The organism is Bittarella massiliensis (ex Durand et al. 2017) (genome assembly GCF_017566145.1).
GTDB classification, from domain to species: domain Bacteria; phylum Bacillota; class Clostridia; order Oscillospirales; family Ruminococcaceae; genus Bittarella; species Bittarella massiliensis_A.
Genome location: NZ_JABFCL010000005.1, coordinates 1 through 16625, shown reverse-complemented (window position 1 = coordinate 16625; position 16625 = coordinate 1). Strand labels below are relative to the sequence as shown.

General features: G+C 65.9%; 12 protein-coding genes. 3 read left to right on the top strand and 9 right to left on the bottom strand.

The features are described from left to right. Positions 1–13 precede the first annotated feature (13 nt). The 9 genes from rpmI to HJY11_RS06890 form a co-directional block, all read right to left on the bottom strand. Positions 14–211 carry a 50S ribosomal protein L35 gene (gene rpmI / locus HJY11_RS06930; protein WP_021661506.1) on the bottom strand — a complete coding sequence of 66 codons (198 nt, stop codon included), beginning with the start codon at positions 209–211 and terminating at the stop codon, positions 14–16. 23 nt (positions 212–234) lie between these two features. After that, positions 235–738: a translation initiation factor IF-3 gene (gene infC, locus HJY11_RS06925; RefSeq protein WP_208075265.1), complete on the bottom strand. Its 504-nt coding sequence runs from the start codon at positions 736–738 to the stop codon at positions 235–237. Between the two features lie 254 nt (positions 739–992). Next, positions 993–4517, bottom strand: coding sequence for a helicase-exonuclease AddAB subunit AddA (gene addA, locus HJY11_RS06920; RefSeq protein ID WP_208075264.1), 3525 nt, complete (start codon positions 4515–4517; stop codon positions 993–995). A 3-nt stretch (positions 4518–4520) separates the two neighbouring features. Further along, complete coding sequence (locus HJY11_RS06915; protein ID WP_208075263.1) at positions 4521–7814, bottom strand: PD-(D/E)XK nuclease family protein; 3294 nt, start codon at positions 7812–7814, stop codon at positions 4521–4523. 174 nt (positions 7815–7988) lie between these two features. Continuing rightward, positions 7989–8633 carry a stage II sporulation protein R gene (gene spoIIR, locus HJY11_RS06910; RefSeq protein ID WP_208075262.1) on the bottom strand — a complete coding sequence of 215 codons (645 nt, stop codon included), beginning with the start codon at positions 8631–8633 and terminating at the stop codon, positions 7989–7991. A 185-nt stretch (positions 8634–8818) separates the two neighbouring features. Further along, positions 8819–9703 (bottom strand): 4-(cytidine 5'-diphospho)-2-C-methyl-D-erythritol kinase, encoded by an 885-nt coding sequence (gene ispE / locus HJY11_RS06905; RefSeq protein WP_208075261.1) that lies wholly within the window; start codon positions 9701–9703, stop codon positions 8819–8821. Positions 9704–9724: 21 nt separating this feature from the next. Continuing rightward, positions 9725–10864, bottom strand: coding sequence for a DUF362 domain-containing protein (locus HJY11_RS06900; protein WP_208075260.1), 1140 nt, complete (start codon positions 10862–10864; stop codon positions 9725–9727). 70 nt (positions 10865–10934) lie between these two features. Then, on the bottom strand, positions 10935–12113 hold the full coding sequence (locus HJY11_RS06895; protein WP_368041551.1) for an aminotransferase class I/II-fold pyridoxal phosphate-dependent enzyme: 1179 nt from the start codon (positions 12111–12113) through the stop codon (positions 10935–10937). Then, entirely contained in the window at positions 12110–12589 is a 480-nt protein-coding gene (locus HJY11_RS06890) for an Lrp/AsnC family transcriptional regulator (RefSeq protein ID WP_021661514.1), read from the bottom strand. Before HJY11_RS06890 ends, HJY11_RS06895 begins: the two co-directional genes overlap by 4 nt. A 335-nt stretch (positions 12590–12924) precedes the next feature. On the opposite strand from HJY11_RS06890, the gene nadE reads away from it, so the two are divergent. The 3 genes from nadE (at position 12925) to HJY11_RS06875 (ending at position 16412) form a co-directional block, all read left to right on the top strand. Then, positions 12925–14703 (top strand): NAD(+) synthase, encoded by a 1779-nt coding sequence (gene nadE / locus HJY11_RS06885; protein ID WP_208075259.1) that lies wholly within the window; start codon positions 12925–12927, stop codon positions 14701–14703. A gap of 71 nt (positions 14704–14774) precedes the next feature. After that, complete coding sequence (locus tag HJY11_RS06880; RefSeq protein WP_208075258.1) at positions 14775–15044, top strand: ACT domain-containing protein; 270 nt, start codon at positions 14775–14777, stop codon at positions 15042–15044. A gap of 12 nt (positions 15045–15056) precedes the next feature. Next, entirely contained in the window at positions 15057–16412 is a 1356-nt protein-coding gene (locus tag HJY11_RS06875; RefSeq protein ID WP_208075257.1) for a PFL family protein, read from the top strand. Positions 16413–16625: the final 213 nt, after the last annotated feature.

Here is a 16625-nt window from a genome sequence, read left to right as displayed (position 1 = left end):
TTCCGGCCTCTATTTAGGCGTAGGGCAGCAGTTTCTTGATGGCCTCTACGTTGGTCTTGTCGGCGTAAGCCGCTTTGCGCAGGCCGCGTTTTCTCTTGGTGTCCTTTTTGGTCAGGATGTGGGACTTGTAGGCGTGACCCCGCTTCACCTTTCCGTTTTTGGTCAGCTTAAAGCGTTTCTTGGCACCGGTGTGCGTCTTCAGCTTCGGCATTGTATATGCTCCTCCTTAAAATGTTACTTCACGGGCTTGGGGGACAGAAAGGCGACCATGCTGCGCCCTTCCATCTTGGACGGTTTGTCGACCACGGCCTCGTCGCCGATGAGCTCAATAAAGCGGTTCATCAGTTCGACGCCCAGGTTTTTGTGGGCCATTTCGCGCCCCCGGAAACGGATGGACACTTTGACCTTGTTGCCCTGGCCCAAAAACTTTTTGGCCTGGCCGATCTTGGTCTCCAGATCGTGAGTATCGATGTTCAAAGACATGCGAACTTCTTTGATTTCGACGATCTTCTGTTTCTTTTTGGCCTCTTTGTCCCGCTTGGACTGTTCAAAGCGGTACTTGCCGTAGTCCATGATCTTACAGACCGGCGGCTGTGCCGTCGGGGAGATCATGACCAGGTCCAGATCGCGGCTGTACGCCATCTCCAACACCTGACGGGTGGGGAGAACGCCCAGCTGACTGCCGTCGGAATCGATTGCCCGAACCTCTTTTTCTCGAATACTCTCATTGATGAGCATGTCTTTCTTAATTGCCCATACACCTCCATAAGCCCTGAAATTACAAAAGTGCGACAACACCGTTGCCGCACTTGACCAATCGCTCAAACGCACGCCACTCCTATGAAGAGGCGCCCCTTTTTTGATTGACCGCACCGCCACAGAAGGCTGGTGGGTGAGAACGGCAGATGTTGTTCTACTTTGTTGTCTAAACCAGTATAGCAGCCCCACCTGGCTCTGTCAACTGTTTTTTGCGGCGGGCGGCGGCTTTTTCCCTACTCCAGTTCCAGCGCCTTTTGCAGGTAAAAGGAGTAGAGGATTTTGTGGCGCACCGGCTTTTCCAGCAGGTCGCCGATGCCCTTGGTGTAGACTTGCAGCTGCACGGCATAGCGCTCGCCCAAGGCCGCCAGGTCCTTCACCCGGTCGGTCTTGTAGTCGATGATGGTCAGTTCGCCCCCCTCTTCGAGGACGCAGTCGGCCACCCCCTGCACCAGTACCGTCTCCCCAAAGCCGGCGGCCTCACCGTCCAGCTCCCCTGCATCCATCCGGGTGAAAAACCGCAACTCCCGGTGGATGCGGTCGGCCTGGGCGATCCGCCGGCCCACCGGGCCCGCAAAAAAGCTGCGCAGGGCGGCAGGGTCGATGCAGTCGGCCTCGGGGCCGGTGAGGTACTGTTCCCCCTTCAGGCGGGCGATCTCCCCCTCGGGGTCGGCCGCGGCGGCCCGGTAGTCGCAGTACTGCATGAATTTGTGGTGGGCGTTGCCCCGCTCGGTGGGGGTGAGCCCCCCCTGGTAGGTAAAGACCGGGCGGGTGTTGAGCCAGCTCTTGCGCCCCTTGGCCAACTGGGAGACCGATGCCTTGGCCGGCAGGGCGGTCAGGGCCCGATAGGGGTACTGGTAGGCCAGTTTCTCCCGCAGCCGGGCCACCTGGGCGGGGTCGGCCGGCACCTCTTCCCGCGCCGTCTCCCGGGGGGTGGGAGGGGCGGGGCGGACCACTGCCGCCTTTAAGGGGAAGGGCGCTTCCCCCGCCGGGAGAATGACCCCAGCCCCCTGAAAGAGGCCGTCGGCCCCCGGGTGCTGGGCCAGGGCCGCCAGCACAAAGTCGGCAAAGCAGCCGCTGCGGCGGACGGCGTAGGGGCTGGTGCCCCGGGCCCAGCAGGCGCGGGCATAGCCCTGGGGGTCCTTCTGGGCGGCGGTGAGGATCAGTTTCTGCTTGGCTCTCGTCAGGGCCACATAGAGCACCCGCATCTCCTCGCTCAAAGACTGCTGCACCGCCTCCCACTTGGCCGCCTCGTGCATCAGGGTGGAGTGCTGCAGAAAGTGCTCCCGCCGCCGGTAACAGGTAAAGCCCATGGTCGGCGAGACCTGGGCTCGGGCCCGGGCGTCCTTCAGGTTGTAAGCGCCCCCCAGCCGGGAGACAAAACAGACAGGGAACTCCAGCCCCTTGGAGCGGTGGATACTCATCACCCGCACCCCGTTGCCCCCGCCGCCGGACTGGGCGCCGGGCAGGTCGTCCCCCCCCTCGGCCACCCGCTCCAGATAGCGCAGAAACTCCCGCGCCGAGCCGGACTGGGAGAACTCCTGGGCATAGGTGAGAAAGAGGCGGAGGTTTTCCCGCCGGGGGGCGGGATTTGCCAGCCCACTGACCAGGTTTTCCACATCGGTGGCCAGGTAGATGCGCCCCAGCAGTTCCCGCGCGGGGAGGACGGCCGCCAGTTCGCGGAAGTAGCGCAGGTCCTTTAAAAAGCCGTCTATCTTGGGGGTGGACGCCGCCCCCAGCAGCCGGGCGTAAAGGCCCTTCCCCGCCCCCTTGGGCGCACCGGCGCGGATCTTGGCCAGCTCGTCGGGGGTGAAGCCGTAGAGGGGGGAGAGCATGGCCCCGGCCAGGGCCACGTCGTCCTTTGGGTTGTCGATGCACTTGAGCAAATCGGTGAGCATCCCGATCTCCTTGCGGCCGAGAAAGCCCTGGCTGCCGCTGCCGCTGGCCGGAACCCCCGCCAATTCCAGCCGCTCTAGGTAGAGGGGGGCCAGGGTGTTGGCGGAGCGCAGCAGCACGGCAAAGTCGCCGTAGCGGGCGGGGCGGGTGACCGGGCCGTCCTTGACCAAAAATCCGCCCTCCACCATGGAGAGGATCTTCTGGGCGACAAAGTCGGCCTCCCTCTCATCCAGGGTGCGGCGGTCGGGCGGGGGCGGCTCCTCCCCCTCCCGGGGCTGCGGGGGGCCGCCGTCCACCAGGTAGATTTCGGGCGCGTCGTCCACCGCCGCGCCGTCGTACCCGCCGGAGTAGACCAGCTCCTCCCCCTCGCCGTAGGGGATCTCCCCCACCTCCCGGCTCATGACCCGGGAGAAGAGGAAGTTGACAAAGTCGGTGACCCCCTTGGCGCTGCGGAAATTTTGGTCCAGGGTGATGAGGGCCGGGTAGGCGCTGCCGTCGTAGGGGTGAAACTGCTCCTTCTTGGCGATGAATATCTCCGGCTTGGCCTGGCGAAAGCGGTAGATGCTCTGCTTGACGTCCCCCACCAAAAAGAGGTTCTCCCCCCCCTTGGAGAGGGACTGAAAGAGGGCGTCCTGCACCCCGTTGGTGTCCTGGTACTCGTCCACCATGATAAAGGAGATGGCATTTGACAGTTCCCTCGCCAGCTCGCTGGGGAGGATCTGCACCCCGTCGGTGGTGGTGCACAGCCGCAGGGCATACTGCTCCAAGTCGGAGAACTCAAACTGGTTTTCGGCCCGCTTGCGCTCCTCCAGCTTGCGGCCAAAGCGGCTCACCGCCCCGTAGAGGGCGGCCACCAGGGGGCGCAGGGCCTCCATGTCCTCCCGGTGCTGGGCAGGGGTGCGGCAGAGGCGCTTGTCCCGCCACTCGGCCCAGTCGGCCCGCACCTCGTCGCGCAGCTCCTTGACGCGCACCTTGAGCGGGTCGTCGGCATAGCCCCGCACCGTGGGGAAGCGGGCAAAGCCGCCCCCCCGCAGCCGCTCCTCCAAGCCGCCCAAGTTCCCGGCCTGCGCTGCATCCAGGGCGCTTTGCACCAGGGCTCGATCGCTCTCGATCACCGGGGCCATGGCTGCGGCCAGCTTTCCGTCCCCGGCGGCGAGTTCGCCCATCTTCTCCAGCTGGGCGAGGGAGAAGGAGAGCATCTCCGCCGCGCCCGCGAGGAGGGCCCTGCCCCAGACGCTCTCCCCCGCTGGCCGGTCCCCGCCGTAGAGGGCCAGGGCGCCGTCGATCCAGTTTTGGGGGTAGGGCAGGGACTGGAGAAAGTCGTGCAGCTTTAAGAGGATGTCCTCCAGCCGGCGGTCGCTGCGCTCGGCGTTGACCAGCTCGGCCATCTGCAAAAAGGCGGGCTCCGCCTCCTCGTAGAGCTCCTGCAAAGTCTCGCCCAGGGCCCGCTGCTTGAGCAGCCCCGCCTGAGCCCCCTCCACAATGGAGAAGTCCCGGCGGATGCCCAGGGCCGAGAAGTGCTCCCGCACCAGCTTGATGCAAAAGGAGTCGATGGTGCAGATGTCGGCGCGGGAGACCAGGGCCTGCTGGCGGCGCAAAAAGGCGCCGCCCGGCCGGGCGGCGATCTCGGCGGCCAGCCCGGTGTAGATGCGCTGTTTCATCTCGGCGGCGGCGGCGTTGGTAAAGGTGACGATGAGCAGTTCCTCCGGGCTGACGGGGGCTGTCTCGTCGGCCAGGAGGGAGACCACCCGGCTGGTGAGGACCGAGGTCTTGCCCGAACCGGCGGCGGCGCTGACGAGCAGGGTGCCCCCCCGGTCGTCCACCGCGGCCTGCTGCCACCTGGTAAAGCGGGGCTTTTCAGCCATTGGTCACTCCCCCTTTGTCCTCTGGTAAAATTCGGCGTCCCCCTTCAGCTTGGGGCACTCCCGCCGCTCGTCCTTCTCCTCGATGAGGCAGACCCGGCGGTAGTCGCAGTAGGTGCAGGGGAGAAACTGCTCCCTTTGCAGGGGCACAGCGCCGATCTCCCCCTGGCGCAGCGCGTCCACCAACCCGGCCATGGTGTGGCGGATGTGCCCCTCGATCTGGCCCATCTGCTCCAGCGTCGCCAGGCGGCTTTGCTTGCTGAAGGTGCCGTCCTTGTTCTGCTTGACGGGGATGAAGTTCCCCGCCACCCCCGGCTCCATGGCGCGGACCACCTCCAAATCCCGCAGCACCAGCCCGCTCTGGGTCAGCCCCTTGGAAAAGAGGGCGGCGGACCCCTCGTCCGGCTCCCCCTCCACGTCGGAATAGGTGACGGCGGCGGGCATGTAGAGGACCCCGGCGGGCAGGCTGCCGGCAAAGGGCCCTTCCTTCTGGCAGAGGGAGAAGAGGTAGATGAGCATCTGCATATTCAGCCCGCTGTACACATCGCTCAAGGAGAAGGCCTTCCCCCCCGACTTGTAGTCCACCACCCGCAGGTAGGGCTGGCCGTCGATCTCGCAGGTGTCCACCCGGTCCACATACCCCTGCACCGCCACCTCGGTGCCGTCGGCGGCCCGCACCCGCAGGGGCGGGGCGCCCTTCCCCTCCCCCACCGGCAGCTCGAAGGCAGCGGGAAAAAACTGGCTCTGGGCCAGTTCTCTCTGCAGGTGGGTCAGCAGCAACTTGGTGTTCTCCCGCACCTTCTGCAGCAGGTACTGCTGGCGCTCGGTGAGGTTTTCCTCCCCCAGCTGCTCCGCCCCGTAGCGGGCGGCGGCGGTGTCCACAAAGCCGTCCAGCTCCGCCCGGGGGACGGCGGGAAAATCCCGCCCATAGGTTTTGAGGGCCTGTTCCAGCAGGTAGTGGATAAAGCTGCCCGTCTCCAAGGGGGAGACCTCCCCCTTGGGGGGCGGGGCGAGCCCCAGCCCCCGCTTGAGGTAGAAGGAGAAGGGGCAGTTTTCAAACTGCTCCAGCCCGGTGGGGGAGAGGTTTAATTTGGGCCCGAAGAGGAGGTAGCTGGCCTCCCTTCCGAGGGTGAAGCGGTAGCCCTCGCCGCTGCGGCGCACCCGCTCCAACCGGCGGCGCTCCGGCTCGCCCAGTGCCTGGGCCAGGGCGGCTGTCAGGGCCGGATCCTCCCCGGCGCAGAGGGCGGCAAAGGCGGTCTCCCGGTTGGAGACGGCCTCCTCCCCCGCCAATTCCCCGTCCTCCACCGCAAGGCCGGGAATTTTCAGGGCGGTCTCCACCAGCTCGCTGGGCTCAAACTGCTCCCCCTTCAGCGAGGCGGTGTGGTAGCCGATGTAGAGCCGCTCGCTGGGGGCACAGACCGCATTGTAGCAGTAGCCCAGTTCCCGGCTCACCGCCTCGCCGGTGTCCACGGCGTAGGCAAGGCCCCACTCGGCCAAAGCGTTTTTCTCCTTTTGGGTCAGCAGCCCCGGCGGGTCCTCCTGCAGGGGAAAGGCCCCAAAGGTCGCCCCCAGCACAAAGCAGACCCGACAGCCCTCCAGCCGGGTCTTGTCCGCCGAGCCCACAATGACCTGGTCCAGGCTGCGGGGGATGGCGCCAAAATCCCCCGCCTTGAGGGAGAGGCGAAAAATCTCGGCAAACCGGTCGATGTCCAGCGGCTGGTCCCCCAGGGTGAGGTAGAGCTCGTCCAGCACCGCCACCAGGGCGTCCCACTGGGCCACAAAGTCGTCGGCCAGAGCACTCTCCCCCAGCTCGTCCAGCCGGGCCACCTGCCGCTCCCCCAGCCGGGCCGTGCCGTAGCGCTCCAGCAGCGAAAAGAGGCCCTTGACAATCTGTCTGCCGGTGCCGCGGCGGCAGCTCTTCTCAAAGGCGATCAGGGGGTCGCACACGGCTTGACGCAGGGCCTCGACCCGGCGCAGGGTCTCGGCCCCTTCGGGGGTGAGGGGACCGCCGAAGCCGTCGGGATTTTTTTCAAAGGGCCGCTTGAGGGCCGCCCCCGAGAGGTTCCAGGTGTAGAGGTAGTTTTCCAGATCGCAGAGGGTCTCCTCGTCGGCGTCGGCCAGCCCCTGCCGGGCGATGAGGAGAAGGCCGTCTCCGTCCAGCCCCCGGGTGAGGGCCCGCAAGATGGCCAGTACCAGGCTGACGGTGGGCTTGGCATAGACCGGCTGGTTCTCGTCGATAAAATAGGGGATCTCCCGCCGGTCAAAGGCCTGGCGGATGGCCACGGCGCAGTCGTCGGCCCGGCGGCAGAGGACGGCGATCTCCCGGTAGCGGTAGCCCTGTCGGCAGAGCCGGTCGATCTCGGCCGCGGCCCAGTCGCACTCGGCAAACCGGTCGGGGGCGGCAAAGACCCGCACCTTCCCCTCTTCCAGCGGCGCGGGCTGCCGTCCGGCAAAAGCCGCCTCCACCTGGCGCAGGTCGGCAGAGGCAAAGCGGGGGGTGTCCAGCCGCTCGGGCTCGGCCACCCCCACCCCCATCTCCCGGCAGCTGCGGGCCAGGCGGCGGGCGGTCTTGCGGGCCTCGTAAAAGGGAGAGAGCTCCCGCCCGTCCCCCTGCCAGGGGTCGTCGCAGCAGAGGGCCACCGTCACCTCCTCCGCCTCCCGCAGGATGCAGTCGAGCAGGTCGTGCTGGGGCTTGGTGAAGCCGGTGAAGGCGTCCACAAAAACCGACTTGCCCAAAAAGAAATCCCCCCGCCGGTCGATGGCGCGGTAAATCTTCCCCGGTTCGTCGGTGAAGCTGCGGTCCAAGAGGGCGTCAAAGGCGGCAAAGACAGCGGAGAAGTCCCCCAGCTTGTCCTGCAGGGCCGGGCTCCCCAGGGCCTGGGCGGCCTCGTCGATGGCCTGGGGCGAGAGGCCCATGTTCTGAAACTCCTCCCGGGCGGCGATGAGGGCCGAGAGAAAGCCCTCGGTCACCGGCTGGCCGCCGTAGAGGCGCAGCTGGTCTTTGGTCTCGTAAAAGGCCGAGGCCATGAGGGAGGCCGCCCCCACCCCGGTCAGGTCAGGAACGGAGAGACCGCCGTTTTGGGAGAAGATGGTCTCGCACAGCCGGGTGATGGAGAGGACCTGCACCCGGCTGAAATCGCCGTGGGGCAGGGCGGAAAAGAGGCGGCTCTCGGTCTGGTAGGAGGCCTGTTCCGGCACCAGAAACAGCACCTCCCGCCCCTGGGCGGCCCGCTGGGCGACCCGGCTCTCCAGCAGGGTGCTCTTGCCGGTCTTGGCCCGGCCCAGCACCAGTTGCAGCATCTCCCTCTCCTCCTTCCCGCCCCTTCCACCGCCCCAAAAGGGCGGCGCAAGAGGCTGTCATTTGCCTTTCAGGATAACACGTTTTGCCCCGCCGGGCAAGTTGTCCGGGACGCAAAAAGGCGGGCGGCCACAGCGGAAAATCCTTCCGCTGTGGCCGCCCGCTCAAAACCCGCTCTAGTGGGTGTAGCGCGCGGCGCTCTTCCCGCCGGAGAAGAAGCGCTGCACCCCCTCAAACCACTCCACCACCTTGAACTTGACCTCCACCCCCTGGGCGGGGTCGATCTCCCCCGCCGCCTCGCCGTAGACGGCGTCGGGGGTCTGTTCGCTGGCAGTGGGGACGCAGAGGGGCGGGAACATGACGCACCACCAGTTGTGGCCCTGCCCCTCGCCGATGACCAGCTGCAGCGCGTCGTACTCCCCCGCTGGGAGGATCGCCCTGTCGCCGTAGCGCTTGATGTCAAAATAGAGGTTTGTCAGTTCGGCGCGCACCGGCTCCTGACAGCCGTTTTCCCGCAGAGCCTCCTCAGCGGCCTCCTCGATGGCGGGCAGTTTTTCCCGGAGGGCGGTCAGGGCCTCCTCCTTTCCCTCGAGGTCGCCGAAGAGCTCGTCGGAGCGGGCCAGCACCGCGTCGCGCACCTGCAGCTTGAGGGCCTGGTCCTCCGGCGAGTCGGAGTTCGCCACGATGTGCAGCCGCACGGTGTTCTCGCGGATGGTCTCCACCGACTCCCCCTCTGCGGACACCGCCGCGTAGAAGATGCAGAGGACCGAGGCCAGAGCCAGGGCCCACTCCCACTTGTGGACTTTTGCAAAACGCTTCACTGAAAACGCCCCTTCCGATTGGTCTGGGGAGAGTATGAAGCGCTTTTTTGCCAATTATACCTGAAAAATATTTTTTTGCCGCCGGCAGAGCAAAGGTAAGGGCAAGGGCAAGGGCAAGGGTAAGAGCGAGAGAGGAAAGCCAGGGCCGTTTTCCCGCCCCACCCCGTCGGCAGCCCTCGCGGAGCCTAGACCAACTGTCCCCGGCTGTCGGTCACCCCGAAGGGGGCGGGGCGACAGAGGGCGGTCTGGGGGTATAGTGCCCGCAGCGCCGCTGCGGCCCGGCGGGCGGGCTCCTCCCGGTCAAAGAGGCCGAAGACCGCCGAGCCACTGCCGCTCATACAGGCCCCCAGAGCCCCCTCCTCCCCCATCCGGCGGACGATCTCCCAGACCGCCGGCGGCACCACCCCCGGCAGCTGCATGGCGTTTTTCAGGGCCTGTCCCAAAGCGGGCAGGTCCCCCGCCGCCAGGGCGGCCAGCAGCAGCCGGGTGTCGGGGCGGGGGGGATTTTCCGCCCCGTCAAAGGCGGCAAAGGCCGCCCCGGTGGAGACCCCCTCCTCCGGCTTGGAGAGGAGGACAAAGCAATCCCCCAGCGGGGGAAGAGGGGTCAGTTTCTCGCCGAATCCCCCCACCCGGGCGGTGCCCCCCAACACCAGAAAGGGGATGTCGGCCCCCACCCTGGCCCCCACCTCGCAGAGCTGGGGGGTGGTGAGCCCCGCGCCGTACAGCACATTCAGCCCCCGCAGCACCGCCGCGCCGTCACTGCTGCCGCCCCCCAACCCCGCCTGGGCGGGGATATGCTTTTGGATGTGGATGGCGCAGCCGCCCGCCAGACCGGTCCGCTCAAAAAAGGCGCGGGCGGCCCGGTGGGCGATGTTTCCCTCGTCGCAGGGCAGGGTCGGGTCGTCCCCGGTGAGGGAGATGCCCGACGGCCTCCGGTACAGGGTGATCTCGTCGTAGAGGGTGATCGTCTGCATCACCATATCCATCTCGTGGTATCCGTCCGGCCGCCGGCCGAGGATGTCCAAAGACAGGTTGATTTTGGCGTTGGCCCGCAGGTGCAAACCGTCCATGGGCGCGCCCTCCTCTCGCTTTTAATGTCTGGTGAGTATGTTTTTGGAGACGCGGATGGCCCCCACCGGGCACATCTCGTGGCAGCAGTAACAGCGGATGCAGCGCTCTCTCTGGATGCGGGCCTTCCCCCCTTCCAGAACAATGGTCTGGGGCGGGCAGCTCTCGGCGCATTTTCCGCAGCCCACACAGGCGGCGGTGTCGATGAGGGGCCGGGGGGTGAAGAGGGTGCGCATCACCCACCTGGCCGGGCGGCGCAGGGGGGTGGGAACCCCGGCCATGAAGTCCACAGTGGAGGAGCGGGGCCGCTGAAAGCGGCAGTTTTGCAGGGCGTCCTCATCCCCCGTCAGGGCCACCTCCCCACCGAAGATCCCCTGCTCCCGGGCCAGGCGCACCGTGGCCACCTGCTTTGGGGAAAAGCCCATCAGCTGGCAGAGGCACTCATCCACGGCGTAGGGGCTGCGGCTGCACAGGGTCAGCCCCACCTGCTTTTTCACCCCGCTGGAGGGGCCGTCCCCCTCCATGCACTCCACCGCGTCCACCAGCACCAAATCGGGCCGCACCGCACCGCAGAGGTCCAAGAGCATCTGGGAGAAGTCCTCGGTCTCGGGGAAGCGATAGTGCATCCGCGGCTTTTGCAGGCCGGGAATGCTGCCGAAGAGGTTTTTCACCCCGCCGGAAAGGGTGGTCATACAGTGGGTCTTGCACTTGGCCAGGTCCACGATGAAGTTGGCCCGGCAGATGGGGGCGATGACGGCAAACTTCTTGGCCTTCACCCCGGCGGGGTTCTCCCGCTCCCCCTCCCCCAGGTCGAAGTTGAGGCGGGCGCCGGTGTCCCGGGCCACCTGCTCCATCCCGCAGGTGCGGTAGATGCCCCGCAGGGCGCTCTCGGTATAGGGACCGCCGGGGCTGTCGGCGATGACGATCTCCCGCACCCCCAGTTCCTGCAGGCAGACCACCGCCGCGTACACCAAATCGGGGTGGGTGGTGGTGGCCCCCTCGGGGGCCCGCTTCATCAGCAAGTTGGGCTTGATGAGGGCGCGGGTGGCCGGCCCCACCTGCTCCCCCACCCCCAGGGCCGCAAAGTGGCGGCGGACGGCGGCCACCGCCGCCTCCCGTCCGTAGTGCGGGGTCTTGATCACCGAGACCAGTTCATCGCACATCGTTTCATCCCCCATTCCTCAAAACGGGCCGCGGCCCCTTCGGTCGCGGCCCGTGCCGTTTGATCTCGTTTTATCCCCGCCGCTGGTCCAGAAACTCGCCGATGCGCTTGATCGCCTTTTTCAGGTGGGAGAGGGCGTAGGAGTAGCTCACCCGGACAAAGCCCTCCCCGCTCTCGCCGAAGGCGTCTCCCGGCACCACCGCGATCTTTTTGGAGTAGAGCAGCTCTTCGCAGAACTGGGCGGAGGACATCCCGGTGGAACGGATGCAGGGGAAGACGTAGAAGGCCCCCTTGGGGGTAAAGCAGGGCAGCCCCAACTTGTTGAAGGCGTCGACGATGTAGCGCCGGCGGCTGTCGTACTCCTCCTTCATCTCCTCGATGCTGTCGTCGCAGTTGTTGATGGCCTCCAGCGCGGCGTACTGGCTGACGGTGGGGGCGCACATGATGGCGAACTGGTGGGCCTTTTTCATCTGGGCGAGGATGGGGGCCGGGCAGCAGGCGTAACCCAGCCGCCATCCGGTCATGGCAAAGGCCTTGGAGAAGCCGTTGACGGTGATGGTGCGCTCCCACATCCCCTCAATGTTTGCAAAGGGGGTGTGCTTCAGCCCGCCGTAGGTCAGTTCGGCGTAAATCTCGTCGGAGAGGACCATCACGTCGGTCCCCCGCAGCACCTGGGCAATCTCCTCCAGGTGGCGCCGCTCCATCACCGCGCCGGTGGGGTTGTTGGGGAAGGGGAGCACCAGCAGCTTGGTGCGCTCGGTGAGGGCGTCCTTCAGTTCCTGGGCGGTGAGGCGAAACTCGTTTTCCTCCCTGGTGGGGATGGGCACCGGCACCCCGCCGGCCAGCTGGACGATGGGGGTGTAGCAGACAAAGCTGGGCTCGGGGATGATCACCTCGTCCCCGGGGTTGACCAGGGCGCGAATGGCGATGTCGATGGCCTCGCTGCCCCCCACCGTGACCAGGATTTCGTCGCTGGGGTCGTAGGTGAGGCCGTCAAACCGGCGCTGCAGGTAGCGGGCGATCCCCTCCCGCAGGGGGGCCAGGCCGGCGTTGGCGGTGTACCAGGTCTTGCCCTCTTCCAGGCTTTTAATACCGGCCTGGCGCACCGAGTAAGGGGTGTCGAAGTCGGGCTCCCCCACCCCGAGGGAGATGACTCCCTCCATCTCGGCGGCGATGTCGAAAAACTTGCGGATGCCGGAGGGCTTCACCTGCAAAATTTTGTTGGAGAGAATTTTGTTGTAGTCAATCACAGGTTGGTGAGTCCCCTTTCATCGCGTTTTTCACCGCAGAAGAGGATGTCGTCCTCCTTGTATTTCTTGAGGACAAAGTGGGTGGCGGTGCCGGTCACCCCGTCGATGGTGGAGAGCTTCTTAGCCACCATCATGGCGATGTCCTGAAAGGTCTTGCCGGAAATGTGAACCGACAGGTCGTAGCCGCCGCTCATCAGGTAGAGGGAATCCACTTCCTTCATCTGGGCGATCTTGTCGGCCACGTAGTCAAAGCCGCAGTCCTTGCGGGGGGTCACCTTCAGGTCCACCAGGGCCTCCACATGGTTCTCCTCGGTCTCTTCAAAATCGATGACCGCCCGGTAGCCCTTGATGACCCCGTCCTCTTCCAGCTGGCGAAGCCGCTCTTCCACCTCCGCCTCGCTCTGGTCCAAAAGCAGCGCCAGCTGCGCCACCTCCATCATGCCGTTGCGCCGTAAGATCTTCAGTAATTTGTCCATCCGTCACTCACTCCTTCACATCTTTTTTCCAACCCCGGCAAAGGGGGCTGATTGAGTAAACAGTATACTCCCTTTTGCCCCCGCGCACAAGGGGGATGCACCGGGCAAAAACCCTCCGCCGGACGCATTTTTCTGCCCCTACACGGTGTTTTTGGGCGGGAAAATATGCTATAATGGCCGCATGGCGGTGTTCGCCGGGGCGACCCCGGCGGCCGGCGGCCCCTCCCCCCTGTTTTTGCGGGACTGCGCGCCGGCCCACGGCCCCCTTCCCCCCGCCTCGAGCGGCACTGTTTGAGCCGGGGGCCCCATCTCTTTTTAGCGAGGAGGTCTCTTTTTTGGAAAGCATTGTACGGGTGGCGGCGCTCACCTCCCGCATCTCCCTGGGGGACATGCACAAAAGCGCCGAGGCCCTGATCGAGGCGGCCCAGCAGTTGGGGGATCGCGCCCCCGACCTGGTGCTGCTGCCCAAATACACCCTCACCGGCGGCTCGCTGGGCGAGTTGGCTCAAAACGGCCAGTTTGCCCGGACCGCCGGGGAACTGCACCCCTACCTCGGCGCCAAGCTGGCGGCGCTGGGGGGGCTGTTCCTCTTCACCGCCCCCGCCCCCGGCGGGGAGCGCGCCTACCTCTACCGGGAGGGGCAGCTGCTGCTGGAACTCCCCGCCGAGACCGAACTGGGCCGCCCCCTCCCCACCTTCTCGGTGGGCGGCGGCACCGCCGCCCTCTTCTTCGGCGATCCGGCGCAACTCTCCCTCTACGCGCGGGAGATTGCGGAGAGCGGGGCCGGCCTTCTCCTCCTCTGCGCCTGCGAACCCGACCGGCTGGGCTACGGCGACCGGGTATTGCGCCAGATCAAAGAGGTCAGCGCGGCTTTGGGGATCTGCTGTGTCCTCTCCCAGGGGGGCGAGGGCGACTCGTCCGCCCCCCGTCTCTTCAGCGCCCAGACCGCCGTCTTCGAGTGCGACCGGCTGCTGGCCTTTGCCCAGGCGGTGAGCGGGCCCCCCGCGGCCGTCTGTGACGTGGACCTGGACATCATTGCCGGGTACCGGCGGGGGCAACGCCTCCCCGCCTTCCGGCCGCCCGAACCCGCCTTTTCGGTACCGGTGCGAACCGGCGGCAAAAAGCTGCTGCGCCCCCTGGGGCAAAACCCCTTCATCACCCGCCCTGAGCAGCTCGACGAGCTGTTCTCCCTGCAGGTCAAAAGCCTGGCGGTGCGGATGGAGAACACCGGCATCAAAGAGCTGGTGGTGGCCCTCTCCGGCGGGCTGGACTCCACCCTGGCGCTGCTGGTGGCCGCCGGGGCCTGCGACCGGCTGGGGCTGCCCCGCTCGGCCATCACCGCGGTGACTATGCCCGGTTTTGGCACCTCGCAGCGCACCAAGTCAAACGCCGAAAAGCTCTGCGAGGCGGTGGGCGCCCGGCTGCGCAAAATTCCCATCGGCCCGGCGGTGGAGGCGCACTTTGCCGACATCGGCCACGACCCCAAAAGCCACAACGTCACCTTTGAAAACGCCCAGGCCAGGGAGCGCACCCAGATCTGCCTGGACATCGCCAACGAGACCGGGGCCCTGGTGGTGGGGACCGGCGACCTGTCGGAGGCGGCATTGGGCTTTTGCACCTTTGGCGGCGACGCCCTGGCCAACTTCAACGTCAACATCTGCCTGCCCAAGACCTTGGTGCGGGCCGTCTGCCGGCGGCTGAAGGAGCGCTTTGCCAAGGCCGCCCCCTTCATTCAGGACATCCTGGACACCCCTGTCAGCCCGGAGCTACTCCCCCCTGACGAGTTCGGCAACATCGCCCAGAAGACCGAGGAGATTCTGGGGGAATACGACCTGTTGGACTTCATCCTCTACCACCACCTGCGCTACGGCCTGCCCCCGGAGAAGATTTTTTACTACGCCTGCGCGGCCTTTGGCGAGCGCTATACCGGCGCTTACATCAAGGAGAAGCTGGGCCTCTTCTACAAGCGGTTTTGCGCCTCCCAGTTCAAGCGGGTCTGCGCCCCCGAGTGTGCCGTCATCACCGAGGTCACCCTCTCGGGCGGTGCCTTTGCCATGCCCGGCGACATGGGTTCCCAAACCTTTTTAGAGGCGGTGGAGGCCATTCAGGTCTGACCCCCGTCACCCGTCTGTTCGCCGCCCCGGCGGGCGGCCTTTCAAAATAGAAGCAAAGTGAGGAAGAAAAGATGAAAGCTGTTATCTCTGTTATCGGCAAGGACACCGTGGGTATCCTGGCGGCTGTCAGCACCGTCTGTGCCGAGGCCAACGCCAACGTGCAGGACGTGACCCAGTCCATCCTGGGGGACATCTTCGCCATGATCATGGTGGTGGACATCTCCAAGTGCAACCTGGAGCTCTCCGCGCTGCGCGCCCGCCTGGAAGCGCTGGGTCAGGAGAGGGGCCTGCAAATCAACCTGATGCACGAGGACATCTTCAACTCGATGCACCGCATTTAGGGAGGGCCGCTCATGATCAGCACCAACGAAATACTCGAGACCATCAAGATGATCCAGGAGGAGAGCCTGGACATCCGCACCATCACCATGGGCATCTCCCTGCTGGACTGCGCCGATCCCGACATCGACCGCTCCTGCGAAAAAATCTACCAGAAGATCACCACCCGCGCCCGCGACCTGGTCAAGGTAGGGGAGGAGATCGAGGGCAAGTACGGCATTCCCATCATCAACAAGCGCATCTCGGTCACCCCCATCGCCATGCTGCTGGCCGCCAGTGGCGGCGACCCGGTACAGTACGCCCGCACCCTGCAGCGCTGCGCCGAAACAGTGGGGGTCAACTTCATCGGCGGGTATAGCGCCCTGGTGCAAAAGGGCTTTGGCCCCGGCGATCTGGAACTCATCGAGTCCATCCCCGAGGCGCTGCGGGTCACCGACCGGCTCTGCTCGTCGGTCAACATCGGCTCCACCAAGGCGGGCATCAACATGGACGCCGTTCGGCTGATGGGGCAGATCATCCGCCAGAGCGCCGAAAATACCGCCGACCGCGACTGCGTGGGTCCCTCCAAGCTGGTGGTCTTCTGCAACGCGCCGGAGGACAACCCCTTTATGGCCGGGGCCTTTCACGGGGTGGGCGAACCCGACTGCGTCATCCATGTGGGGGTATCCGGCCCCGGCGTGGTGCGGGCCGCCCTCTCCAAGATGGAGGGGGGCGACCTGACCGATGTGGCCGACTTGATCAAAAAGACCGCCTTTAAGATCACCCGCATGGGCCAGCTGGTGGGGGCCGAGGCCTCCCGCGCCCTGGGGGTGCCCTTCGGCATTGTGGACCTCTCCCTCGCCCCCACCCCGGCGGTGGGGGACAGCGTGGCCCACATTCTGGAGGAAATCGGGCTGGAGCAGTGCGGCGCCCACGGCACCACCGCTGCCCTGGCCATGCTCAACGACGCGGTAAAGAAGGGCGGCGTCATGGCCTCTTCCGCCGTGGGCGGCCTCTCGGGGGCCTTTATCCCGGTGTCGGAAGATGCGGGGATGATCGACGCCGCCCGCTCGGGCTGCCTGCTGCTGGAAAAGCTGGAGGCCATGACCGCCGTCTGCTCGGTGGGGCTGGACATGATCGCCGTGCCCGGCGACACCTCCGCCGAGATTTTGAGCGCCATCATCGCCGACGAGGCCGCCATCGGAATGGTCAACTCCAAGACCACCGCCGTGCGGATTATCCCCGCCATCGGCAAGAAGGAGGGCGAGGAGCTGGAGTTTGGCGGCCTCTTCGGCAGCGCCCCCATCATGAAGGTCAACTGCGCCTCCCCCGCCAAGATGATCGCCCGCGGCGGCCGCATCCCGGCCCCGCTACAAAGTTTGAAAAACTAGCGAGAGGGCAGCGGCCACTCTGCAGAGCAGATGCCAAAGCAGCGCTTTGGCAAGGCCGATGCCGCCAAGCAAACGGAGCCCGTTTGCGGGGCCCCGCTACAAAGTTTGAAAAACTAGCGAGAGGGCAGCGGCCACTCTGCGGAGCAGATGCCAAAGCCGCGCTTTGGCAAGGCCGATGCCGCCAAGCAAACGGAGCCCGTTTGCGGGGCCCCG